The sequence below is a fragment of the Wukongibacter baidiensis genome (genome assembly GCF_050888315.1).
GTDB lineage: Bacteria > Bacillota > Clostridia > Peptostreptococcales > Caminicellaceae > Wukongibacter > Wukongibacter baidiensis.
The window spans coordinates 2,644,052-2,668,295 of sequence record NZ_CP138202.1 but is presented as its reverse complement, the minus strand read 5'-3'; the positions used below and the strand labels follow the sequence as shown (position 1 = coordinate 2,668,295).

Genomic DNA, 24,244 nt, shown 5'->3' with positions numbered 1-24,244 from the left:
GTGAGATGCCAATATTTTTATTTGCATTTTTATTGGGGTTTAAGCATGCCATAGAACCAGATCACATTGTCTCCGTATCAAATATTGTTAGCACAACAAAAAATATCAGAAAAGCAGCAATGGTTGGAGTGACTTGGGGAATGGGCCATACTGCTACTCTATTAATAATAGGTATGATCGCTATAATGTTGAAACAAGAAATACCTACCGGTATAGCTGATTTTTTAGAAATTGGTGTTGGGATAATGATAATTTTTCTTGGTGTAAGAACAATAATAAATTATAAAAAGAACCTTCACTCACATGGTCATAGCCACAATGATACCCATGGATCTGGAATTATTGATTATATAAAGTCATTATCAATAGGATTTATCCAAGGGCTAGCAGGAAGTGCGGCAATGGTGTTACTAACTGTATCTACGGCTAATAGTTACCTAGAAGGAAGTTTATTCATTGCTATATTTGGCTTGGGTACGATTATAAGTATGCTATTATGTACCCTTATCATAGGCATTCCATTTGCAGTAAATAGTAATCCAAATATAAATAGATTTATGAATCTAGCTATCGGAATATCTAGTTTAGGCTTTGGTTCATATTATGTCTATTCCTTAATTAGCATCTAAAGACTTGTAAGCGTCTATAAGCTAATGTAGGGAGTGACATGTAGACTAACTGAAAAATAATAAATGGTATATGCAAAGCATATACCATTTTCTTTTTCTAGACATTTACTTTTTCTGTTGTAATATGAATTCATTCTTACCTTCAAATATAAGATATTACAGTTATATATTATCTCATAGCTTTTATCAAAACTAAATGACTAAAAAAGAGCTGCACTTGAGCAGCTCTTGCGTTAAAACATTTTTTTCTTAGCCATAATAAATGCAGAAACTACAGAAAGAATAAATGTTATTAATAAAATATACAGAAAAGCATTAGGATTCTTTGACATAGGTAATGCTACATTCATACCATAAAAACTAGCAATTATAGTTGGTATTGACATTACTATAGTTATAGAAGTTAAAAACTTCATAACTATGTTTAAGTTATTCGATATAACAGAGGAAAAGGCATCCCTCGTCTCGCTCAAAATTTTACTATATATATTTGCCATTTCTATTGCCTGCTTATTTTCTATGATAACATCTTCAAGTAGGTCCTTGTCATCGGGGTATTTTTTAATGTTTTCCAGTCTTAACATTTTTTCTAATACAATCTCGTTTGCCCTTAATGAGGTTGAGAAATAAACTAAACTTTTTTCTAAAGCCAATAGATGAAATAACTCTTTGTTTTTCATTGAGTTATGAAGTTCTTCCTCAATTCGATTACTTTTTCTATCAATAAGCCTTAGATAGCGTAAGAAATATGAGGCGTTTTTATGAAGTATTTGAAGTATAAAGCGGGTCTTTTTAAATGTAAAAAAGCCTCTAACTTTTTTATTAATGAATTCATTTAATAAAGGTAATTCCTTGGTACAAACGGTTATAATAAAACCTTTTGCAAGGATAATACCAAGTGGAATAGTTGAGTAGATTTCAGAATTAGAATCTTCTTCAGTTATTGGAACATCAACTAAAATAACAAAATAGTTTTCTTCAGTTTCAATCCTAGCCCTTTCTTCCTTATCAAGGGCTGCCTTCAAATCATTAATTTCTATATTAAATTTCTCTGAAACTTCCTTTATCTCTGAAAAGCTTGGGTTTACTAAATTAACCCAAATCCCATCTTCAGTAGTATTTAATGTAAGAAGCTCATTTTCTACTGTTTTATATATTTGAATCATAGCAGCACATCCTTTGTATTTAGTTTAAATAATGCAGATACCAATAATACCTCACTCCTATTTACTATTAACAGGAAATGGACGATTGGTCTCAGAAATACAAAGGAAACAACCTGTTAATAATAAACAATAATATGAGGTGAATTTATCAATTTTTCTATAGACTTATAACTACTCGGCCCAGAATCCATAAAATCACTCCCTTTAATAACAACTCAAGGGTATTGAACCCTTTCACTTTGATCAGATTTCTCTTTGAGAAATGACCTCAACAACAAAAAAACTTCACCACAAGTGAAGTTTTTACACACGGTAAAATAAATAATCATCTTCACTCGTTGAGCTTTAGCACTATACAGCTTTGGAATAAATCCAGCTACATTAAGTAATACCTTAATCCGATAGAACCTGTTGACCCTTTGGCATCTTTCGATGTTTCAGGGCAGCAGCGTATATCTGTATAGGAGCCTTGCCTAACAAAGACTATTTTTTTAGAAATTTTAATCATAAAATGAAGGGACTAATCCCTTAGAAATAAATACTTTCCTAATTTATCTTATTCTATTTTCTTGTAGAAGTCAATATTAATGAATGTAATCAAATGAGAGTAAATTTTTTCCTGTTAATATATACTGAAAAATGATATGTTAATTAATGTAAATAGGAAAGGATTATGATTAAAAAAGTATAATTATAACACTTGAGATGAAGAGGGGGACATCATGAAAATAGAAAAATATTTACTTACTATATTAACATTAATATGCATTACTATTATTTCTTCTAACTGTTCACACACAGACGATACAGATAATTCTAATATTGATATACAATCAACTGACGCAGAAGTAAGTAAAACAACTATTATGGGTGAAAGTGAGATAGAAGGAGATGTGACACTGATATTAGATAGCTACAATTTTAATCTTAGTGAACCCTTTGAAGATGATTTGCTTAAAAATTTAAATGAGAATGAGCTTTCAATTTTAAGGAACTCAATTTACGCAAAGTATGGATATAAATTTTCAACAAAAAAATATAGTGACTATTTCTCACAGTTTTCTTGGTATACGCCAATTGATAAGAATGTTGAAGCCAAACTAAATAATATTGATAAACAGAATATTAAACAAATAATTGCTTTGGAGAAAGAACAAGAGCCGTTACAATTTAAGAGTAGCAAGCTAGGTTTTATACTAACATTTCCTAAAAGCTGGGAGGGGAAGTATAGAGTTGAAGAATTTGATATGGGTATTACTATATACTTTAAACCGGAGAAAAAAATGGATGAGAATTACGGGGAGTTTTTTAGTATCATAAATACTGAATCGCCCTATGCTGATGAGAGGATATACGATACTGTAGGTGATAAAAGATACTTTGAAACTGACAAAAATAAGTACCTTATAGGAGGACCAACAGATTTTCCATTTCCAGAAGATCATCCAGAATTTGAAAAGTTTCGTAAAATGAATTCAGAGAAACATGAAGTTGTAAAGAACCTAGAGCGATTAGAATAAATGAGAAAGGAGTCTCTTAATGTATGTAAATAAAACTATTAAATCCTTTTTAGAAGATACTTCTTCAAAACATCCATTAGTTCCAAGTGGAGGGAGCGTTTTAGCATTATGCGCGGCCTTATCTGCAGCTTTAGCAGAACTTGTTGCTAACACAACAATTGACAAAAAGGGTTATGAGAGAGTACAAGATCTGATGATAAAACTATCAAAGATGGCTGAGGATTATAGAAATATATTTGTCCGAGAGATAGACAATGATGCTAATGTGTATAGCCAAGTAGTACAAGCTTATAAAATGTCCAAGAGTAAAGAAAATGAAAAACTACTCAGGGAAACAACTATTGATGAAAACTTAAAAAAAGCTGCGTTAGTTCCCTTAGAGCTTGCTCAAAATACACTGGAATTATTAGAGATAATTAAAGTATTAATGAAAAATGGAAATAAAAATGCAATTGGAGATGCTAAAGCGGCCTATATTATTTCTAAAGCTGTAGTTGAGGCATCAATAAATAACGTAGAGATAAATTGCTCTCTAATAAAAGATAAAGACTTTGTTGACGAGACATTGAGGAGAGTTAGGGAAGTAGAATCTCGACTAAATGATAATAGAAGTGTTTTCAGTAATACAAAGTCAAGCTAAAGTAAAAGGCTGATGACACATTTGAATATGTAAAAAAAGGAAAAAAATATTTAAATCCAGTAAAAAAGAGAGAAAAATACGCTATTAAAGAAGCATTAAAAAGTTAAAAGTGATAGCTGAAAGTTGAATTTACAGAAAAATAAAATATTGACATAAAAAAAATACTTTGATAAAATTAATTAAGAAATGATGTAAACGTTTACACGAAAGGGGATAACATGAGCGCTAGTATAAAGGACGTCGCGAAGTTAGCTGGTGTATCTATTGCTACTGTTTCAAGGGTTATTAATAAAAATGTTTATGTAAAAGAAGAAACTACAAGAAAAGTGCTTGATGCTATTGAAAAAACGGGATATAAACCTAATGCAATAGCTAGAAGCTTAAAGGTTAAAAATACTAGATCAATTGGGATAATAATTCCTGATATTTCAAGTCACTTTTTCCCCGACGTAGTAAGAGGTATTGAAGATGTTGCAAATGAGTACAATTATAACATCATTCTATGCAATACAGATTTGGATAGGGATAAGGAAAAGAAATACTTTGATGTTCTTGTAGAAAAACAGGTAGATGGAATAGTCTACATGAGTAATACTATAACTGAAGAAATAGCTAACAAAATTGCCAGCGTAGGTATTGAAATAGTTTTGATATCTACAGATTATAAAGATTTGACATCGGTTACAGTAGATAATATAAAAGCAGCTGAGGATGCAGTTAAATACATTATCAGCAAAGGATACAGAGATATAGCATTTATAGGCGGAGAAATGACAGATCCAAATGCTGGGCTGCCAAGATTTAACGGCTACATAAAGGCATTGTCCGAGGCAGGTATAAGTATCAACAAAGATTTTATTTTAGAAGGAAACTACAGATATGAAAGTGGCTATGAAGGAGCGAAGAAACTTTTAAGCTTAGATAATAGACCACAGGCAGTATTCGCTGCAAGTGACGAGATGGCTGTGGGTGTAATCAGAGCCGCTCTGGAACAAGGGTATAGGATTCCCGAGGAATTGGCCGTAGTAGGTTTTGATAATGTAGATATATCCAAAATGGTATATCCCCCTCTGACAACTATTTCTCAGCCATTATATGAGATGGGCTGTGAGGGAATGAAGCTACTTGCTAGAAAAATAAATAAAGAAAAAATCGAGAAATATAAAGTGGTTTTAAAGCATAATGTTATAGAAAGACAAAGCTGTTAATTTTTTTAAATGAAAATGATAACGTTTACATGGAGATGGTTGAATGAAAAGATTTTTACAGAAATATTATATGGAGATATTACTTATTTCACCACTGGCGCTTTATATAATGTACTTCACTATGATTCCAGTACTTACAACGATAAAGCTAGGATTTATGAGTATCGATACTAATGCCTTCAGTTTAGAGAACTACAAATACCTACTTGAAAGAGACGATTTTAGAAAAGCCTTTTCAAACACAGTGATCATTTCGATTTTAGGATTAATAATGCAATTAACTGTAGGTCTTATTCTTGCACTAATACTTAAGAAGAAATTTAAAGGCAAAGGATTTTTTAGAGCACTTATATTAACGCCTATGGGAGTACCTACAATAGTTTCTGGTGTTGCTCTACTATACATTTTTGATACCCAAGGTTATTTAAATGAAATGTTTTATAGAATAGTAGAGGGATTGAAATACCTAGGAATAGTAGCAGAGACTTATAGATTCATCCCAATAGATTGGGCAAGTGGTGGAGTAAGAACATTGCTCATGGTTGTTTTCGCAGATATGTGGAAGGTAACGCCTATAGTAACGTTATTATTACTTGCAGGCTTAGAATCGATACCAACACAAGTCTATGAAGCTTCTCAAATAGATGGGGCGTCAAAATGGGAAACATTTAAAAATATTACATTGCCGCTGCTTAAACCATCTATAACTATGACAGTAATCCTAAGGTCTGTAGACCTATTTAGAATATTTGAATTACCAATGATTCTGGCCGGTAGAAATACACCTGTAATAGCAACATTTGCCTTTGAGGAATATAGAGTTTATAACAATCCGAATGTATCAGGAGCAGCAGCAACTATACTACTCGTAATCATAATGTTATTTGTTTTACTGTATCTTAAATATGTTGACAAAGGGGAGGGCTTAGCATAATGAAAACAATAGGTAAAGATAGATTTGGCAGTTTCATTGAAAAATCATACTTCCCTTTATTAATACTTTTTTCATTAATAACGTTGATACCAGTGTATATTTTAGTAAAAATATCTATTAGTGAACCAGTTGATGTACTTACTCAGCATCCGACATTTCTAATTCACAACTTTACTCCTGATCATTGGATTAAGGTTATTACATCGGGTAAACTATGGCCAGCTTTTACAAAAAGTTTCGTGGTAGCAACTTTGACAGCACTCTTTGCAATTTTTATTGCTACTCCTGCTGCTTATGTAATATCAAGGCTGCCAAAGAAGGTTAAATATATTGTAATACTTACCCTATTTTTTACAAGGATGTTCCCAAATGTAGGTATTGCTCTACCAATATCGGTGAAATTCCTTCAGTGGAATCTTATGGACACTTATATAGGACTTGTTCTAGCCCACTTGATAGAACAGCTTCCATTTATAACATGGATTTTAGTTGGAACCTTTGAAGTCATTCCAGTTGATCTTGAGAAGAGTGCCATGATAGATGGGGCTTCAAGATTAAGATCACTTATAAGTATAGTAATACCAATAGCAACGCCAGGAATAGCAGTGGCATCGTTGTTCGTATGGCTTAACTCATGGAATGAATTTACCTACGCATTATACCTATCACTTTCGCAGAATACCCTACCTCTACAGGTTTACTATTACGTTAATAGAGGAGGATTCTTCCAAACAGCTACCTATGCCACAATACTAACTATACCAGTGGCATTAATAACATACGCTCTTCAGAGATATCTAAAATCAGATTATCTTGGTGGAGCTATAAAATAAAACTTTGAGGGGGATTTTTATGAAAAAGATTTTAGCATTATTACTTGCAACAATGTTAGTTGCATCAGTTTTCGCTGGCTGCGCTGGTCCTAAGAAAGAAGAAGCAGCTTCAGAAGAAAAAGTATTAAGAGTAAGTATGGCTCTTGGTGAGTCAGAGTGGGAAGTAATGAAGGAAAAAGTATTTCCAGGATTTGAAGAACAACACAATGTAAAAATTGAACCACTTCAAATTGAACCAGCAGATTTAATAACAAAGCTTGAAGCAATGAATAAGGCAAACAAAATGGAAATTGACATTATCACTCAAGATAACATGGCTTTAGCACAACTTGTTGATAAGGGATTAGTTGAAGATTTAAGTGAATACAGAGATTTAATACCAAATGAAATAATCGAATCATTAGTACCAGTTGGAGAGTTTGAGGGTAAATTATTCTTTATGCCATACAGACCAAATGTAGAAATTGATTTCTTTAACGAAAAGAAATTCAACGAGTATGGACTAAAAACTCCTACAAACTGGGATGAACTTTTAGAAGTTGCTAAGACCTTAAAGGAAAAAGAAGGCGTTGGTAGAGTAGCAATAAAGGGTACATTAGATGGAAATACAACTGTACAATTATTTGAGTTCATCAGACAGGCTGGTGGAGATCCACTTGTATTAAACGATGAAGGTTCAATAAAGGCATATACATTCCTACAAGAACTTTGGCCTTACCTATCACCTGACACTAAGAAGGCTGACTGGAATACTATGAACAAATATCTTGCAACAGAATCTGTTTATTATGGAGCAAACTGGCCATTTGCAATCAACGTTATTGTAAAAGACGGTGGTAAAGAAGAAGTTAAGGCTGCACCGGCGTTTTCAGGCCCAGAAAAGAAATCAAAGGTTCTAGGTGGAGAGGTTATTGGTATACCTGTAGGTTCTCCTAATAAAGAGTTAGCTTTCGAATTTACGAAGTATTTAACTAGCAAAGAGACTCAAGAGATACTAGTTAAAGAAATGGGATGGCCTTCTGCTAGAAGTGATGCATATGGACAGGTTGAAGAATGGCAACAACCATACTTTAAGGCTGTAAATGAAGCAATCAAAGTGGCAGAAGCAAGACCTAATGTTACTTACTGGGATACTGTTGATAAGGCTTTAAATGATGCATTAAGAGAAATCGCAATCGAAGGTAAGGATGTTAAAGAAACATTAGATAAATATGCTAAGGTTATAGAAGAAGCAAAAAAATAATTAGCAACTGACAGATAGAAATTATGGGACATATCTTGAAAGATATGTCCCATGAACTTTAAATATAGAGTTGTTAAGATATGTTAAAAAGATTTAAAAGGATTATGAACACTACTTTAAAACCGTATTATTCATGGAAAGTTTGAAAGTACACAGTACAGTTTGGAGTTTTCTATGAATAATCTGGGTTTAAAGAAGATGCAATAAGAAGGAGAGCTAGGACATGAAAAAGCTTCTAAATAGTAGGAGTATCTATAATTATGATGAATGGAACATAATAGAAGAAGATTTCAAAGTAGAGAATAACGCTAGGAATGAGACAGTCTTTGCTTTAGGAAATGGTTATATTGGTATGAGAGGTACATTTGAAGAAGGTTATTCTGGGCCTGTCGGAACAGGAACGGAAGGAACATATTTAAATGGATTTTATGAAAGTGAAGTCATTAAATATGGTGAAATTGCCTATGGATATCCTGAAAAAGGTCAAACTATGCTTAATGTAACCAATGGAAAAATAGTTAAGCTTTTTATTGAAGACGAAGAGTTTGATATGCTCAGTGGAGAGGTTCTAGACTATAGAAGAGTACTGAGCCTAAAGGAAGGAATGTTAAAGAGAAGTCTGATATGGAGATCTCCTAAGGGAAAAGAAGCTAAGATAGAGATAGAAAGACTAATATCCTTTGAAAACAAGCATCTAGCTGCAATAAAATATGAAGTAACTCCTCTAAATTTCGATGGAAAGATAAAGATAATCTCTGCTCTAGATGGAAATATATCTAACATAGCTACTGAGAATGATCCTAGGGTAGGTTCTAGTTTTGATGGATCGGTGCTTTCAGTTGAAGAGAGAGTTATGGATGAGAGCTTTGGTGCATTAATACAAAAAACAAAACATACTCAGTTTTCATTAGTATGCTCAATGGAAAATGAAATAGACACAGAAAGCAGCTATTGCTTAGATAATGTACTAGAAGACTCCAAGGTAGAAGTTCATTATGATATAGATGGGAAAAGAAACAAGAAGATCTCATTATCAAAATATATATCATATGTCACATCAAGAGATTATAAAGAATATATGCTTCTATCAATGGCAAGGGAAATTGTAGAAAAAGGTAAACAAGAAGGATTTAGCTCGATATCTAGAGCACAAAGAGAGTTTGTCTTAGAATATTGGGATAAGGGAGACATACAGATAAAAGGAGATACAGGTCTTCAACAGGGAATCAGATTTAATATGTTTCACCTACTTCAGTCAACAGGTAGAGATGGAAGAACTAACATTGCAGCTAAGGGATTAACTGGAGAAGGATATGAAGGTCACTATTTCTGGGATACAGAAATATATATTCTGCCTTTCTTCCTATTTCATCATCCATATATAAGTCGTAAACTACTGGAATATAGATACAGTATTTTAGATAAGGCAAGGGAAAGAGCAAGGCAAATGGCTCATGAAAAGGGAGCACTATTTCCATGGAGAACCATTGATGGTGAAGAGTGTTCTGCTTACTATCCTGCTGGAACAGCTCAGTACCATATAAATGGAGATATAGCCTTTGCTATCAAAAGATATATGGAAGTCACAGAGGACATGGAATTTTTAGAGCAGTATGGCGCGGAGATATTGTTTGAGACTGCAAGGCTTTGGGCGGACTTAGGAGATTTTATTGAGAGCAAAGGAAACAAATTTTGCATCAACGGAGTTACTGGACCCGATGAATATACAGCAATTGTTAATAATAACTGCTACACAAATTTAATTGCAAAGGAAAACCTAAGTTATGCATATGATGTTGCTCTGTTGATGAAGGAAAAAAATGAAGAGCGATATAAAGAATTAGTAGAGAAATTGGATTTAGAGGAAAACGAGCTAGAAATATGGCTGAAAGCTTCAGACAACATGTACATTCCATTCAATAATGAGCTTGGTTTGTATCCTCAAGATGAAAGCTTTTTTGATAAAGCAGTATGGGATTTCGAAAATACACCAAAAGGAAACTATCCCCTACTTATAAATTATCATCCCCTTGTAATATATAGATATCAAGTGTGTAAGCAAGCAGATTTAGTTTTAGCTCTATTTTTACTAAGTGATAGGTTTACAGATGAAGAAAAAAGAAAGAACTACGATTATTATGAAAGGATTACAACACATGATTCATCCCTTTCAAGCTGTATATTCAGCATCGTAGCCAGTGATATAGGTTATCATCAAAAGGCCTATGAATACTTCAGTAGTACAGCTAGGATGGATCTAGATGACTATCAAGGAAATACTAGTCATGGAATACACGCAGCAAATATGGCCGGGACTTGGATGTGTGTTGTGAATGGATTTGCAGGTTTAAGAATTAATAAAGATAAGATAGGGTTTAAACCATATCTCCCAGAAAAATGGGGAGGGTATAGGTTTAAAACGAATTTTAAAGGTAGAACTATTGAAGTTGAAGTAAATAGACAGGGAGCAAACTATGAACTCATAGAAGGCGAAGCATTAGCTGTAGAGCATTATGGTGAGAAGCTTCAATTAAAGCCAATGGAAAAAATAAGTGTTAAGATAGGTGATAGGTAATATGGAGAACATTAGAGCAGCTATATTCGATTTAGATGGAGTAATAGTAGATACGGCAAAATACCACTTTCTTGCATGGAAGAGATTAGCTGAAGAACTAGATATAAATTTTACTCTAGAAGATAATGAGAGACTAAAGGGTGTCAGCCGAATGAGATCCCTTGAAATAATCCTTGAAATCGGAGGAAAAACCTACGACCAAGATTTTAAAGAAAAATTAGCGGCTAGTAAGAATACTTGGTACAAGGAATATATCGAAAAGATGGATGAATCAGAGCTATTAGAAGGAGCAAAGGAATTCATTGAGACCTTAAAGAACAATGGAATAAAGGTGGCATTAGGGTCCGCAAGTAAAAATGCTATGATGATACTGACTAAATTAAATATATTGAACTATTTTGATGCAATTATAGATGGTACTAAGGTCAAAAATGCTAAGCCCGATCCAGAAGTGTTTCTACTTGGGGCCGAGGCTGTTGGAGCAAAGCCTGAAGATTGTATAGTATTTGAAGATGCTGAGGCGGGAATAGAAGCGGCTAAAAGAGCTGGTATGATAGCTATAGGTATAGGGAAATCTGATACATTAAAGGATTCGGACTTGCAAATAGATGGACTGCATGAAATGGATTTAGAGAAGTTTAATTTATTATTTAAATAATCTGAGTAAAAGATAGAGGCTAGAAATTTTTTCTAAGCCTCTATTTTTTAACCCGGATTATTCATGAAAAGTTTGAAAGGGTGCAAGTAATTTTGAATTCTAAGACTTTCATCAAGTTCGAAGGCATACCAAAACGGTACGTCAAGAATTTGATGGATGTCTTAGAATCAAAAGGACGCAGCAGAGTTTTGAATTTTTCATGAATAATCCGAGTTTAATGCTTGTTTGCTATTTAATTTCACTTTTGCTAACATAGAAAATAAGTACATGTATAGAAATATTTGGAATTTAATCATCTGTAAAAGTAAGGGGGAGCCATATGTATTTAGGTGTAGACTATTATCCGGAGCATTGGGATATCGACATGATGGACGAAGATATAAGAGGTATGAAAGAGCTTGGAGTCAATATTGTCAGAATAGGTGAATTTGCTTGGCATCTAATGGAAAAACAAGAGGGCGAGTTTGACTTTTCATTTTTTGATATGGTAATCGATAAGTTAAAAGCTAAAGATATAAAGGTGATGTTTGGTACTCCCACTGCAACCTTTCCCGCATGGCTTGCCAAAAAACATCCATCTATTTTGTCAAAGGACGAAAATCTGCAGACCAGAGTGTTTGGAGGCCGAAGACAATATTGCTATAACTCTGAGATTTACAAGGAATATAGCAGAAAGATAGTCACTAAACTAGTTGAGCATTATAAAGATGAAGAGTCGATTATTTCATGGCAGATTGATAATGAGTTTGGACATGAAGGAAGTGACATGTGTTTTTGTGAAAACTGTCAGACGGAATTTCAGTTTTATATAAGTGATAAATATAAGGATATCGACGAATTAAATAAAATCTATGGGACTATCTTTTGGGGTCAAACCTATAACAGTTTCGATGAGATACCAATTCCACTAAAGACCATAACGACCCATAATCCAGCCCTACAACTAGATTGGGCTAGATTTAGGTCACACTCCCTTAATAGTTTTACAAAGGAGCAAATCGAGCTTGTTAGAAGTTTAAAGGGAGAGCATCAGACCATAACAACCAACGTTGCTGGTGGATTCTTCGGTAAATGGTTCGATCATGAAGAGAATGTAAAAGACTTAGACTTTGTATCCTATGATAATTATCCTGTTTGGGGAGGCGTAAGGGAGCCATTACCAAGGGCTGAAATTGCCATGAACCTTGATTTCATCAGAGGATTACAGGACAAAAACTTTTGGATTGTAGAGCAGTTAATGGGTGCCCAGGGACATACAGTGATAGGATATCTCCCTAGACCTAACCAGGCAAAAATGTGGTCCTATCAGGCCTTTGCCCACGGCTGTACAAATATGCTTTATTTTAGATGGAGAGGTATGACAAGGGGAGCAGAGCAGTTTTGCTTTGGTATAATCGATCACGACAATAGATATGGGAGAAAATATAGAGAAGTTCAATCCTTTATGAAAGAAATTACTACCCACGGAGAATTGTTTGAGTCAGAAATAAAATCGGATGTTGCCCTTTTATATGATTACGACAATAGTTGGTCATGGAGATTCCAGCCACAAAGCACAGGCTTTGACTTTACTAAGGAGTTAATGAGGTTATATACGCCTTTCTATAATTTAAATACCCATATTGATGTAGTTCCAGTGACTAGAGACTTTACAAAATATAAGGTTTTAGTGATACCTGTTCTTCAAATTATTGATAAAGAGCTAGCACATAGATTAGAAAATTTTGTGACAAATGGAGGTACAATTGTATTTTCATTTAGAGCTGGTATTAAGGATAAAAATAATAATATCAATTTTGGAGAGATTATACCATGTAGTATAAGAAAAATATCTGGTATTGAAGTCAGTGAGATTGAGTCACTCCAGATAGGTCAGGAAGTAGAAATAGTAGGGAAAGAAAAATATAAGGGCAAATCTGGATTGTGTGAAGTATGGAGAGACTTAATCACGCCAACAACAGCTAAGACATTATATAAATATAATGACAAATTGTATAACGATAAAGCCTGTATAACTGTAAATGAATACGGAGAAGGAAGAGTGTATTACATCGGTGGTGGTGTAGACACGGACATTATTCAGGATATTGTAGAGGAAGTTGTTATTGAAAATAAGATTCGTCATATTAAGAGTCAAGATGGGCTTGAAGTATATATTCGTGATACCGATGATGAAGAATATTTAGTACTTACTAATCATACTGACGAGACAAAGAAATTTAAGGATATTGAGATAGAGCCATATGGAAGTAGAGTTATAAACTGCAAGGAAGATATATAAGGGGAAAGAAATATCAAATAGACATCAGTTTGCGATGTCTATTTATTTTTAATCAATAATATAAACTGAAAATTTTTAAAAGTTTGAAAAAATACCGTGGCTTTAGTACAATTAAAACAAATAAAAAACCTAAATGGAGAGTGGCAAATTATGTATTATCAAAAAGAGATTGTCATAGATAATCCAAAAGGGCTTCATACTAGAGCTGCTGCTATAGTATCCTTTAATGCTACCAGGATTAATAAAAAATACGGTGTTAAGTTATTTATCCAAAAGGATGAAAGTAAGATCCCAATAACAAGTATGTTAGCATTGACCACTCTTGGAATAAGAAAGGGAGATAGGGTCTTAATAGGGTATGACGAAGATAAGGACTGTAAACAGGCCATTGATGAAATGGCAGAATGTTTAGTGGGTAGGATCGATGTTGAAACCCCGGACATAGAGGCCATTGATAGAGTATTAGATAAAAATACCTTAACAAGCGAAAGTTTAATTGAGAGTATATCCAATGGAGTATTAGTAGTTAATGAAGATAATAGAGTTATTCTTTTTAATAGGGCAGCAGAAAAAATTGCTAATATTAAAAGAAACGAAATAATCGGTAAAAAAGTTAATGAGGTCCTGGAAGGATCTAAGCTTCACGAAGTATTGAAGACAGGAAAGGAATCTGTTCAGGAAAAGCAAAAACTAGGGAATACAACTATAATAACAAATCGAAGTCCTATTATAGTAGATAATAATATTATAGGGGCAGTGGCAGTATTTCAGGATATAAGTGAAATAGAAAGACTTTCCGATAGACTTGAATCAGTAATAGAAATAAAGGAGAAGTTTGGAAACATTGTTAACTATGCCAACGATGGAATTTGCATGGTGGATGAAAAAGGAGTTATAACCTATGTAAACCCAGAGTTTGAGAGGATCTGGAACCTAGACAGGACAAAAATACAGGGGAAATATGTGGAAGACATCTTGCCAAGCTCTGCAATTGCAAAGGTTATCAAAACAGGAAAAAAGAAGCTTGGTGTAATAATTAAAAAGGAAGAGGGAGTAAAAGTTATATCTAATGCAGCTCCAGTCTTTATAAACGACGTATTCAAAGGTGTAGTATCCATATCTAAGGAAGAAACACAGCTACAAAAGATGATTGAAAAGCTATCTGAGGCCGAAGAAAAAATAAAATATTTTAAAGAGGAGCTCGATAGAAAACAAAATATCCACGAAGCCTTTGACATAATAATTGGGAAGAGTGGAGCCTTGAAGGATGTTCTTTACATAGCTTCAAAGGCAGCAAAAACATCATCAACGGTATTGATCCATGGTGAGAGTGGAACTGGTAAAGAGCTTTTAGCTAGAGCGATAGCAAGTGCAAGCTCAAGGAAGGATAAGCCCTTTGTTAGATTGAACTGTGCAGCTATACCGGAGAATCTTTTGGAAAGTGAATTGTTCGGACATGTTAAAGGGGCATTCACCAGTGCAATAAAGGATAAACTAGGAAAATTTCAATTAGCTGATGGAGGTACGATATTCTTAGATGAAATTGGAGATATAAGTAAGGAAATGCAAGTTAAACTTTTAAGAGTTCTTCAAGAAAGAGAGTTTGAAAGGGTAGGTGGTAATCAAACTATAAAGGTGGATGTCAGGGTTATAGCTGCCACAAACAAAAATCTTGAGGAAATGATAAAGGCTGGTGCATTTAGAGAGGACTTGTATTATAGATTGAATGTTATTCCCATTACCCTACCGCCATTAAGGGAAAGAAAGGGCGACATTCCACTATTAGTAGAGCATTTCATAGAAAAAATCTGTATAAAGGAAGATATGGATATAAAAAAGGCGTCACCTGATATATTCGGATATCTAGAAAAATATAATTGGCCGGGTAACATTAGAGAACTAGAGAATATTATAGAAAGGGCTATTGCTTTAAGTGATGAAGAGATTTTAGATCAAGATTGTCTACCTAGGTATATAAATGGTATAGGTAAATCTGAAAATAAGGAATTGATTAACTTGGTAGATGGTGATCTAGTGTCACTTGAAGAATACGAGAGAAATATACTAAAGTTAGCCTTAGAGAAACATAAGTCTTTTAATAAAGTGGGTAAGGTTTTAGGAATTACCCATAGAACCGTAGGGTTAAAGGCGAAGAAATATGGGCTACGATAATTACTTAAAGAGTTGATAAAAATTATCAAGGATTGATAAAATTTATCAGTTCTTTTTATTTTTTTGATCTTTGATTGAGCAGTGAAGTGTAGGACTTTTTCATAGAAACCAGTAAAATACCTTGGTTTAATGAGAAGAAGGCCTTTTTTACCTTTTGACGAAAACTTGGCACAAATACTGCTTATATATCTATATAGCGAGAAGTAAATCTAAAAGAATAAAAATGAACATGGGATGCATATTTAAAGAAAGTTGGACATAGTTTATTACTAAAATTACTTGTACTTTTTCAAATCTTTCATAAATAATTCGGGTTATAAATAAACCCTAAAATAAAGGAGGAGTATGTTGTGAAGAAAATCATTAACAATCCTGAAAATGTAGTAAATGAAATGCTTGAGGGTATAGTAAAGGCACATCCAGAGTATGTTAAAAGAGTTGAAGGATTTGATGTTTTAGTAAGAGCAAATGGACCGGTAAAGGGAAAGGTTGCATTAGTAAGCGGCGGAGGAAGTGGACATGAGCCTTCCCATGGTGGCTTTGTAGGAGAAGGAATGCTTGATGGTGCAGTTGCTGGGGAAGTATTTACATCACCGACTCCAGACCAAGTTTTTGAGGCAGTAAAAGCAGTTGATGGAGGTGCTGGAGTACTTCTAGTTATCAAGAACTACACTGGAGATGTTATGAACTTTGAAATGGCTGGAGAGCTAGCCGAAGCAGAAAATATAAAAGTAGATAGTGTTGTAGTAAATGATGATGTTGCCGTTGAAAATAGTACTTGGACTACAGGCAGAAGAGGAATAGCTGGAACAATATTTATCCATAAAATTGCAGGGGCTGCAGCAGAGAAGGGAACGGACTTACCAGAGGTTAAGAGAATTGCTGAAAAGGTTATATCAAATGTAAGATCAATGGGAATGTCATTAACGCCTTGTACAGTACCAGCAGCTGGTAAGCCAGGCTTTCAATTAGCTGAGGATGAAATGGAAGTTGGACTTGGAATACACGGTGAACCAGGAACACATAAGGAGAAAATTAAGCCAGCTACTGAAATAACAAAGGACTTAATGGATAAAATATTTGCTGATATAGAGATAAAGGAAAATGAGGAAGTAGCAGTTTTAGTAAATGGTTTAGGTGGAACTCCTTTAATGGAATTATATATAGTTAATAACGAAGTAGACAAGATATTAAAGGAAAAGGGGATTAAGACTCATAAAACAATTGTAGGAAACTTCATGACTTCATTAGAGATGGCTGGTTTCTCAATATCTATATTGAAGCTTGATGATGAGCTTAAGGAGCTATTAGATAGTAAAGCCGATACACCAGCATTTAAAGAGCTATAGGAAGGGCGTATCTCATAACAGCATCTTTTGAGTCAGCCCCAGGGTGTTTCAGAATGAATGAAGTTCAAGGTTTTGAAATTTCATCGGTTTGGCTAATACTAATCGTACGAGCCAAGTCGGTGAGATTTCAAATAACGCAGAAATTCGTCATTCTGGGACACCCTCAAGTATTGAAGAATAGGTGAGGAGGAATTAATTATGATAACTAGGGATAAATTATTAGATATCTTAAAAAATATAGCTAAGGTTATACAAGAGAATAGACAGTTCCTTACGGATTTAGATGCAGCCATAGGTGATGGCGATCATGGGATCAATATGAGTAAAGGCTTTAAAGCAGTGGAAGAAAAAATTGATACAGTAAAGGATAAGGATTGTGGAACTATACTTAAAACAACGGCTATGACATTAATATCAACTGTTGGTGGAGCATCGGGACCCCTTTACGGTACTGCTTTCTTAAAGGCAGCAATGGCTGTAAATGGAAAAATGGAGCTTGAGAATGATGATGTTGTAAAGATGTTTGATGAAGCGATAAAGGGAATCATTATGAGAGGTAAAGCGAAAAAAGGAGAAAAAACTATGTTGGATGCTTTAATTCCTGCATATGAGGAGTTAAAGAATTCTTTACAAGATGGAAGTACAATGGCAGAGGCCTTTAATAGAGCAGAAAAAGTTGCCTCCGATGGCGTTGAATATACCAAAACAATAAGAGCTACTAAAGGAAGAGCCAGCTATCTTGGCGATAGAAGTATAGGTCACCAGGACCCGGGTGCTACTTCAACTTATCTGATGATAAAGACCATTTCAGAAACCTTAAACAGTTAGGAGGGCTTAGATATGGTAGGAATTGTAATAGTATCTCATAGCGAAAAGATAGCAGAGGGTATAGTAGAGCTAAGCAGACAGATGGCAAACGAAGGTCAGAAAATAGAAGCTGCCGGAGGAACAGGAGACGGTAGAATTGGAACCGATACTATGAAAATAATGGATGCAATTGTGAGAGCTGATGATGGTGACGGCGTTTTGATACTAGTCGATATGGGGAGCGCCATAATGAGTACAGAGCTCGCATTAGACCTATTAGATGAAGAACTTAAAAAGAGAGTGGTAATAGCAGACGCACCTATTGTTGAGGGATGTATCGGTGCAGTTGTTCAGGCATCTACAGGAAGCTCACTAGAGGAAGTAGTATCGACTGCTAAGGAAAGTAAAAACATGGTTAAGGTATGATATAAGGCTTTTATGGGGGGACTCGTATTGTATAAAAAAGACGTAGTTGTAAAGAATGAGAATGGATTACACGCTAGACCAGCTTCACAATTTGTTCAAATAGCATCGAGATTTAAATCTAATATAAATCTAGAAATTGGAGAGAAGAGTATTAATGCTAAGAGTATTTTAGCAGTATTATCTGGGGGAATAAGGTTCAATAGTAAAATTACAATTTCAGCCCTTGGAGATGATGAAGTACAAGCAGTGGAAGAGTTAATTAAGTTCATTGAAAACTGTGAGGAATAAGAGGGTGAAATTATGAAAAGTGGAATAGGAGCTTCATCTGGAATTGGTATAGGAAAGGTATTAATATTAGATGAGCCTGATATAGTAATAAACAGTGAGAAGATTTCTGGGGAAGAGTTGAATAATGAAATTAGCAAGTTTAAAGATGCTCTTAAAAAATCAGTAAAGCAATTAGACGACATAAAGCACAAATCTATAGCTAATAGTGATGAAGAAGCAATAGCAATCATAGAAGCACATATGATGCTTGTTGAGGATCCAACACTGAGTGAAGAGATAGAATCTAAGATAAAGGATGAAGAAATAAGAGCGGAATATGGATTAAAGAAAATAATAGATGAAAAGGTTAAGCTCTTTGAATCCTTTGAAGATGAATATCTAAGGGAAAGAGCAAATGACATAAGAGATATTGGTGATAGGATACTAAGAAATATACTCGATATTCCCTACAAGAATATATCTAAACTAGATGAGGATGTCATTTTAGTTGGTAGGGATATAACGCCTTCTCAAATGGCAACCATAGATAAGGTACATGTTAAAGGGATAATAACAGAAATAGGCGGTAAGACATGCCATACGGCTATCTTAGCCAGAAATATGGATATTCCGGCTGTTTTAGGAATAAAAGGAATTGTAAAAGAATTGAAAGAAGGCTCATTTATAGCAGTAAATGGAACAGAAGGGTTCGTCGAAGTAGAACTAAGTGATAATAAGCTAAGTGAATATAGAGAAAAAATTGAGAAGTTAGAAGCCTTTAAAAGAGAGCTACAAAGCTTTAAGGAAAAAGAAACAATTACTAAGGATGGAAAGAAAGTAGAGCTTTATGCAAATATCGTTAAACCAGAAGATACTGAAAAAGCAATGGAAAACGGGGCTGAAGGTGTAGGTCTTTTTAGAACTGAGTTTCTATTTATGGATAGAAACAATCTACCTAGCGAAGAAGAGCAATATGAGGCCTATAAAAGAGCAGCTGAAGGAATGGAAGGAAGACCAATAATCATTCGAACAATTGATATTGGCGGAGATAAGGATATACCATATCTTAATCTACCTAAAGAAGAAAATCCTTTTCTTGGTTTCAGAGCTATAAGAATATGTTTTGAAGAAGAGAAGCTCTTTAAAACACAGTTAAGGGCAATACTTAGAGCCAGTGTTTTTGGAAAGGTTAAAATAATGTATCCAATGATTTCAGGAGTACAAGAAGTAAAAAAAGCCAATAAGGTTCTAGATGCGGCTAAGTCAGAATTAAGAAAAGAGAACAAGGTCTTTGATGAAGACATAGAAGTTGGTATTATGATAGAAATTCCATCGGCGGCGCTAACTGCTGATTTAATAATAGAAGAAGTCGATTTTTTTAGTATTGGAACAAATGATTTGACTCAATATACCTTAGCTGCCGATAGGATGAATGAAAAAGTAGGAGACATATATAACAGTTTTCATCCAGCAGTTTTGAGATTAATAAAAAATGTCATTGATGTTTCCCATAGATCCAATAAGTTTACAGGAATGTGTGGAGAGTTTGCTGGGAATCCGATTTCTACTATTCTACTATTAGGAATGGGTTTAGATGAATTTAGCATGAATGCATCCTCTATATTAAAAATAAGAAAAATAATTAGTTCCGTAGATATGGATTTTGCTCAGACGGTAGTAGAAAATGTAATGAAGTTGAGTGACCCAAATGAAATAGAGAATTACTTAAAGGAAGTATCAAGTAGATTTATTAATAATTGAGGTGTTACTATGAAATTAAAGAATAAAAAGATTATTGCCCTTGTTCACGATGATTTTGAAGATCTAGAGCTGTGGTATCCTATTTTAAGATTGCGTGAAGAAGGGGCATTAGTAGACATAGTTGGAGAAAGTGCCAATAAAAAGTACAAAGGTAAATACGGAGTACCTGCACAGTCGGATTTAAGTTTTTCGGACATAGACCCATCAGACTATGATGCATTATTAGTGCCTGGGGGATGGGCACCGGATAAGTTAAGGCGATTTAAAGAGGTAATAGATATTGTGAAACATATGGATGAGAATAAGAAACCTATAGGTCAAATATGTCATGCCGGATGGGTGCTTATATCTGCAAAAATATTAAAGGGTAAAAAGGTGACAAGTACTCCAGGTATAAAAGACGACATGGAAAATGCAGGTGCTATATGGATTGATGTACCTAGTGTTGTTGATGGTCATATAGTATCAAGTAGAAGGCCACCAGATCTGCCGGATTATATGAGGGATTTTATTGAGGTGATTTATCAAAGATAGATCTGACCAAAACAAAGAAGTTCGATGTCTCTAAGTTGTTATCATTGTTTATAAAAAGAAGATTAATAAGGTTAATCAGACAATGAAAATGTAATAGATTTTTAAGAAAATTAAGAAAATGTGTGAGACATCAGAAAAGAAGAGGATACCGGGGGTCTCTTCTTTTTTTTGCTTGATAATATGAATGATATAATTTGAATATATATATTTTTGTGTGATTCTATAGTGAAATAAATGAAAAAGAACGTAAGAGCAATGAGAATTTTGAGAAAACAGGATAATTGAGATGATAGAGAGAAATACATATGAAAGTGAGAAAAATGTAAAAAAAAGGAGGAAAATATCGGGTTGTGGAGAAATTAACAAGAATGTACAATAAGATAAAGAAAGCTGTTACCACAAAAAAGTAAATAAAGTTTCATAATTATGTTGGGATAAAGGGGGGAGTAGTACTTGTCTAAGATGACAAAGATAATACTAAGTATAGTACTAGTTATTATCAACTATGTATTTGATGCAATTATTTATCCAGGTATGCAAAATAGCCTAGCATTACAACAGGCCGATAATCCACAGGTTGCCTTTAATGGATTACAATATTTACAATTTGTACACAGTTATTTATGGCTTGTTTTATTAGCATTAGCAGTACTGCTATGGCTTAGAGAAATTAAGGCTTTATTAAGAAGAGTATAAACTACTTAAGGGGGACAAGAAAATGGAAAGTGAAAGCAAAATTCCAAAACCCAATTTGAGGAAAGTACCGGTTGGGAAAATAGTATTATTTATATTAGTTGCAGTAATTGGTTTTACGGTATTCAACATATTTAGAAAGCCATATGATAGACCAGAGATAGTAACAATACAGTCTAACCAGACGGCCTTTCTAGTGCCAGTTCGTGGAGATAGTGACAATCAGAAAAAGTTCACAAGTGAAGATGATATGTTGGCAGAATTAGTAAGAGAAAAAGATATTCAAATACCTCATTATTGGCTGCAAACAGGACGTTTGCCAAGTCAAGGGGAGTGGAGACAAAGCTCAAGACTACTTATTATCGATAGAACTCCTGTTACCCGTGAATGGGTAAATGGACCAGGTGGTACTAACAAGGACGCAGATGAAGCGATAAAGGTTGAAGCTAAAGATAGTATAACTTTCTATAGTGGAATGAACTGTACAGCAATGATAAAGGAAAGTGATGCAGTAAAATATAGATTTAATTATGGTGAGAGACCACTTGCGGCTATCATGGACACAGAAATAAGACCAATGGTTGAAGCACTATATGCTGAAATAGCAGGGACAATGCCTTATGAAGAAGTTATTGCTAAAAAGGATTTAATTATCAGCTATATAAGAAACGGGAAAAAAGAAGTACCTGCAATGCCAGAAATTAAAGCTGAGTACGATGAGAATGGAAATGAAATAAAGCCATATTCACCTGCTCAACCTGCACTAGGGCAAGTTACTGGTGCAATAGAATATTTTAAAGAAAGAGGAATTACAATATCTGTTTTAGGTATGAAGGGTGGACTATCGCCTGAAAACGCTGAGATACAAAAGGCAATAGATGAAAAGTTCAAAGCAGAAAAAGAGTATCAAACTCAACAGGCTATCAATAAGCGTAATGTTGAGAGAGCACAATCTGAAGCTCAAGCACAGCTTGAGGCTCAAAAATCATTAAATCAATTAAAGGTAGAGCAAGCAGAGGCTGAAGCAACGGCTGTTAAGATAAAGGCTTCAGTAATAGAACAAGAACTTAGATTAAAGCAAATGGAAGTTATGATTATGGAAGCCGAAGCAGAATTAGAAAGAGCTAAGAGATGGAATGGAGAATATCCAAATACACTTGTAACGGATGCTAAAAATGCTAATATGTTCTTAGGGTTACCTGGATTAACAGGAGAAAAGTCTGCACAAGAATAAATAATATAAATATAAAAGAGAAGTCAATTTTATGACTTCTCTTTTTATGAGGAGGAAAATTGATAAAGAACTGCCTATAAAATATAAAGCAGTTCTTTATCTTTGGAATGTGAGGTTTATATAGATGCATAATTAATCTTAAAAGATTAGATATCTATGAGAGAGTATTGGTTTTCCTTAGAAAACTTAAGAAATAAGTAAGATTTATGAAAGAAAAAAGAAAATTCTCCATGTCATACTAAGAACATATTAAGCTTTAAATTATCGTATGATTAAAAGGAGGATTAATAATGAAAAAACAAAAATGGATTATTTTAGCTGTAATCGCTGTAATTGCAATTCTATCGTATGTAAAAATATCTACAGATAGTCAGATGAAGGAATTGCTAATTAAGGAAGCAAAAGAAAAAAAGCAAGAAATTGATTCACTGGTTTCAGAAGGAAAATTACCAGAAAAAACTGGTCTAGAAAGAAAAGTCGCTGTAGATGGGTTAGTTAATATGAGAGATCTTGGTGACGTAAGATCTGAAAATGGTATGATTAACGATGATATGTTATTCAGATCAGAAACTCTTTATTATTTGACAGACAAAGGGTTAGAAGAAATTGATGCAATGCAATTTGATGTAATTGTTGATTTTAGAGGAGATGATGAAATTGAACATCATCCTAATAGAATGCCAGATGGAGTAAAATACGTTCAGATTCCAGTAACAAATCCTGCAGAATTAGAAGAATTAATTCCAGCAGAGCATGTGGCTGAAATTCGTCGTTCTTTTGTTGACGGAAATATTGATCGTTTCAATGAATTGCTAGAAAATTACGATATTGATTTAGATCGGTCTAAACTTGATAGATATGTTGAATTTGCAAGTCTTTCTTCAGATGAATTTTCTAAATTTCTGCATCTGTTAGTTGAAGAAGAAAATCAGAAGGTATTATTCCACTGTGAAGGTGGAAAGGATAGAACAGGTTATGCAGCAGCAGTGTTCTATAAGATTTTAGGTGTTTCAGAAGATAGGATTATGAAGGATTTTGTACTTACAAATGAGTATACTGCTGAGAAAAATGCGCCTATATTAGAAAAATTACCGGAGTCTTTATATCCAACAATCATTGCAGATGAAGCTCACTTACAAGGTACATTTGATTACATCGAAGCAACTTATGGAGATTTTGATACTTTTAGAAAGGAAGTACTAAAAATATCAGATGCAGAACGTGATGTACTCATTGAAAAATATACTAATTAATTAAATTTGATATAATATAATTATCTTAGTCAAAAGTATTAATAATATTTGTATAACCATA

The 24,244-nt window shown here is 34.0% G+C and carries 21 protein-coding genes and 1 riboswitch; of the genes, 20 read left to right on the top strand and 1 reads right to left on the bottom strand.

What is annotated here, in order from left to right; genetic code table 11:
* The first annotated feature begins 5 nt into the window (after positions 1-5).
* Entirely contained in the window at positions 6-629 is a 624-nt protein-coding gene (locus R9X47_RS12060; protein WP_432667115.1) for a sulfite exporter TauE/SafE family protein, read from the top strand.
* A gap of 233 nt (positions 630-862) precedes the next feature.
* Here R9X47_RS12060 and R9X47_RS12055 read toward each other — a convergent pair whose 3' ends face one another.
* Positions 863-1,795 carry a magnesium transporter CorA family protein gene (locus tag R9X47_RS12055; protein ID WP_432667113.1) on the bottom strand — a complete coding sequence of 311 codons (933 nt, stop codon included), beginning with the start codon at positions 1,793-1,795 and terminating at the stop codon, positions 863-865.
* 323 nt (positions 1,796-2,118) lie between these two features.
* Positions 2,119-2,283, bottom strand: a riboswitch (M-box (ykoK) riboswitch).
* Positions 2,284-2,517: 234 nt separating this feature from the next.
* Between R9X47_RS12055 and R9X47_RS12050 the strand changes: the two genes are divergently transcribed.
* The 19 genes from R9X47_RS12050 to R9X47_RS11960 all read left to right on the top strand — a co-directional run bounded on the left by R9X47_RS12050 (position 2,518) and on the right by R9X47_RS11960 (position 24,183).
* Positions 2,518-3,315 carry a YARHG domain-containing protein gene (locus tag R9X47_RS12050; RefSeq protein WP_432667111.1) on the top strand — a complete coding sequence of 266 codons (798 nt, stop codon included), beginning with the start codon at positions 2,518-2,520 and terminating at the stop codon, positions 3,313-3,315.
* Positions 3,316-3,334: 19 nt separating this feature from the next.
* The gene (locus R9X47_RS12045) at positions 3,335-3,955 is read left to right on the top strand and encodes a cyclodeaminase/cyclohydrolase family protein (protein ID WP_432667109.1); all 621 of its coding nucleotides are present in this window, start codon (positions 3,335-3,337) and stop codon (positions 3,953-3,955) included.
* A gap of 218 nt (positions 3,956-4,173) precedes the next feature.
* Positions 4,174-5,163, top strand: a complete 990-nt coding sequence (locus tag R9X47_RS12040) for a LacI family DNA-binding transcriptional regulator (protein WP_432667107.1) — start codon at positions 4,174-4,176, stop codon at positions 5,161-5,163.
* A gap of 43 nt (positions 5,164-5,206) precedes the next feature.
* On the top strand, positions 5,207-6,097 hold the full coding sequence (locus R9X47_RS12035) for a carbohydrate ABC transporter permease (RefSeq protein WP_432667105.1): 891 nt from the start codon (positions 5,207-5,209) through the stop codon (positions 6,095-6,097).
* Positions 6,097-6,930: a carbohydrate ABC transporter permease gene (locus R9X47_RS12030; protein WP_432667102.1), complete on the top strand. Its 834-nt coding sequence runs from the start codon at positions 6,097-6,099 to the stop codon at positions 6,928-6,930. Before R9X47_RS12035 ends, R9X47_RS12030 begins: the two co-directional genes overlap by 1 nt.
* A gap of 19 nt (positions 6,931-6,949) precedes the next feature.
* Positions 6,950-8,173: a sugar ABC transporter substrate-binding protein gene (locus R9X47_RS12025; protein WP_432667100.1), complete on the top strand. Its 1,224-nt coding sequence runs from the start codon at positions 6,950-6,952 to the stop codon at positions 8,171-8,173.
* A gap of 223 nt (positions 8,174-8,396) precedes the next feature.
* Complete coding sequence (locus R9X47_RS12020) at positions 8,397-10,748, top strand: glycoside hydrolase family 65 protein (RefSeq protein ID WP_432667098.1); 2,352 nt, start codon at positions 8,397-8,399, stop codon at positions 10,746-10,748.
* A 1-nt stretch (position 10,749) separates the two neighbouring features.
* Complete coding sequence (gene pgmB, locus R9X47_RS12015; RefSeq protein ID WP_432667097.1) at positions 10,750-11,406, top strand: beta-phosphoglucomutase; 657 nt, start codon at positions 10,750-10,752, stop codon at positions 11,404-11,406.
* Between the two features lie 319 nt (positions 11,407-11,725).
* Positions 11,726-13,687, top strand: coding sequence for a beta-galactosidase (locus R9X47_RS12010; protein WP_432667096.1), 1,962 nt, complete (start codon positions 11,726-11,728; stop codon positions 13,685-13,687).
* 150 nt (positions 13,688-13,837) lie between these two features.
* Positions 13,838-15,859, top strand: a complete 2,022-nt coding sequence (locus tag R9X47_RS12005) for a sigma 54-interacting transcriptional regulator (RefSeq protein WP_432667094.1) — start codon at positions 13,838-13,840, stop codon at positions 15,857-15,859.
* 350 nt (positions 15,860-16,209) lie between these two features.
* On the top strand, positions 16,210-17,208 hold the full coding sequence (gene dhaK, locus R9X47_RS12000; RefSeq protein WP_432667092.1) for a dihydroxyacetone kinase subunit DhaK: 999 nt from the start codon (positions 16,210-16,212) through the stop codon (positions 17,206-17,208).
* Between the two features lie 198 nt (positions 17,209-17,406).
* Positions 17,407-18,036, top strand: coding sequence for a dihydroxyacetone kinase subunit DhaL (dhaL, locus tag R9X47_RS11995; RefSeq protein ID WP_432667090.1), 630 nt, complete (start codon positions 17,407-17,409; stop codon positions 18,034-18,036).
* A gap of 12 nt (positions 18,037-18,048) precedes the next feature.
* Positions 18,049-18,441, top strand: coding sequence for a dihydroxyacetone kinase phosphoryl donor subunit DhaM (gene dhaM / locus R9X47_RS11990; RefSeq protein ID WP_432667088.1), 393 nt, complete (start codon positions 18,049-18,051; stop codon positions 18,439-18,441).
* Between the two features lie 27 nt (positions 18,442-18,468).
* Positions 18,469-18,729, top strand: coding sequence for an HPr family phosphocarrier protein (locus tag R9X47_RS11985; RefSeq protein ID WP_432667087.1), 261 nt, complete (start codon positions 18,469-18,471; stop codon positions 18,727-18,729).
* Positions 18,730-18,741: 12 nt separating this feature from the next.
* Entirely contained in the window at positions 18,742-20,469 is a 1,728-nt protein-coding gene (ptsP, locus tag R9X47_RS11980; protein ID WP_432667085.1) for a phosphoenolpyruvate--protein phosphotransferase, read from the top strand.
* 9 nt (positions 20,470-20,478) lie between these two features.
* Positions 20,479-21,003, top strand: a complete 525-nt coding sequence (locus tag R9X47_RS11975; RefSeq protein WP_432667084.1) for a type 1 glutamine amidotransferase domain-containing protein — start codon at positions 20,479-20,481, stop codon at positions 21,001-21,003.
* A 453-nt stretch (positions 21,004-21,456) separates the two neighbouring features.
* Positions 21,457-21,699 carry a hypothetical protein gene (locus R9X47_RS11970; protein WP_432667082.1) on the top strand — a complete coding sequence of 81 codons (243 nt, stop codon included), beginning with the start codon at positions 21,457-21,459 and terminating at the stop codon, positions 21,697-21,699.
* Between the two features lie 22 nt (positions 21,700-21,721).
* Positions 21,722-22,930 carry a hypothetical protein gene (locus tag R9X47_RS11965; protein ID WP_432667080.1) on the top strand — a complete coding sequence of 403 codons (1,209 nt, stop codon included), beginning with the start codon at positions 21,722-21,724 and terminating at the stop codon, positions 22,928-22,930.
* A 290-nt stretch (positions 22,931-23,220) separates the two neighbouring features.
* Positions 23,221-24,183 (top strand): tyrosine-protein phosphatase, encoded by a 963-nt coding sequence (locus R9X47_RS11960; protein WP_432667078.1) that lies wholly within the window; start codon positions 23,221-23,223, stop codon positions 24,181-24,183.
* Positions 24,184-24,244 lie beyond the last annotated feature (61 nt).

What these genes read in the sequence shown, in the direction of transcription:
- R9X47_RS11960 (WP_432667078.1), top strand. Translation starts at nt 23,221, where the DNA reads ATGAAAAAACAAAAATGGATTATTTTAGCTGTAATCGCTGTAATTGCA.
- ptsP (WP_432667085.1), top strand. Translation starts at nt 18,742, where the DNA reads ATGAAAAGTGGAATAGGAGCTTCATCTGGAATTGGTATAGGAAAGGTA.
- R9X47_RS12035 (WP_432667105.1), top strand. Translation starts at nt 5,207, where the DNA reads ATGAAAAGATTTTTACAGAAATATTATATGGAGATATTACTTATTTCA.
- R9X47_RS12030 (WP_432667102.1), top strand. Translation starts at nt 6,097, where the DNA reads ATGAAAACAATAGGTAAAGATAGATTTGGCAGTTTCATTGAAAAATCA.
- dhaL (WP_432667090.1), top strand. Translation starts at nt 17,407, where the DNA reads ATGATAACTAGGGATAAATTATTAGATATCTTAAAAAATATAGCTAAG.
- R9X47_RS12040 (WP_432667107.1), top strand. Translation starts at nt 4,174, where the DNA reads ATGAGCGCTAGTATAAAGGACGTCGCGAAGTTAGCTGGTGTATCTATT.
- R9X47_RS12045 (WP_432667109.1), top strand. Translation starts at nt 3,335, where the DNA reads ATGTATGTAAATAAAACTATTAAATCCTTTTTAGAAGATACTTCTTCA.
- R9X47_RS12060 (WP_432667115.1), top strand. Translation starts at nt 6, where the DNA reads ATGCCAATATTTTTATTTGCATTTTTATTGGGGTTTAAGCATGCCATA.
- R9X47_RS12055 (WP_432667113.1), bottom strand. Translation starts at nt 1,795, where the DNA reads ATGATTCAAATATATAAAACAGTAGAAAATGAGCTTCTTACATTAAAT.
- R9X47_RS12010 (WP_432667096.1), top strand. Translation starts at nt 11,726, where the DNA reads ATGTATTTAGGTGTAGACTATTATCCGGAGCATTGGGATATCGACATG.
- R9X47_RS11975 (WP_432667084.1), top strand. Translation starts at nt 20,479, where the DNA reads ATGAAATTAAAGAATAAAAAGATTATTGCCCTTGTTCACGATGATTTT.
- pgmB (WP_432667097.1), top strand. Translation starts at nt 10,750, where the DNA reads ATGGAGAACATTAGAGCAGCTATATTCGATTTAGATGGAGTAATAGTA.
- R9X47_RS12025 (WP_432667100.1), top strand. Translation starts at nt 6,950, where the DNA reads ATGAAAAAGATTTTAGCATTATTACTTGCAACAATGTTAGTTGCATCA.
- R9X47_RS12050 (WP_432667111.1), top strand. Translation starts at nt 2,518, where the DNA reads ATGAAAATAGAAAAATATTTACTTACTATATTAACATTAATATGCATT.
- R9X47_RS12005 (WP_432667094.1), top strand. Translation starts at nt 13,838, where the DNA reads ATGTATTATCAAAAAGAGATTGTCATAGATAATCCAAAAGGGCTTCAT.
- dhaM (WP_432667088.1), top strand. Translation starts at nt 18,049, where the DNA reads ATGGTAGGAATTGTAATAGTATCTCATAGCGAAAAGATAGCAGAGGGT.
- R9X47_RS12020 (WP_432667098.1), top strand. Translation starts at nt 8,397, where the DNA reads ATGAAAAAGCTTCTAAATAGTAGGAGTATCTATAATTATGATGAATGG.
- R9X47_RS11965 (WP_432667080.1), top strand. Translation starts at nt 21,722, where the DNA reads ATGGAAAGTGAAAGCAAAATTCCAAAACCCAATTTGAGGAAAGTACCG.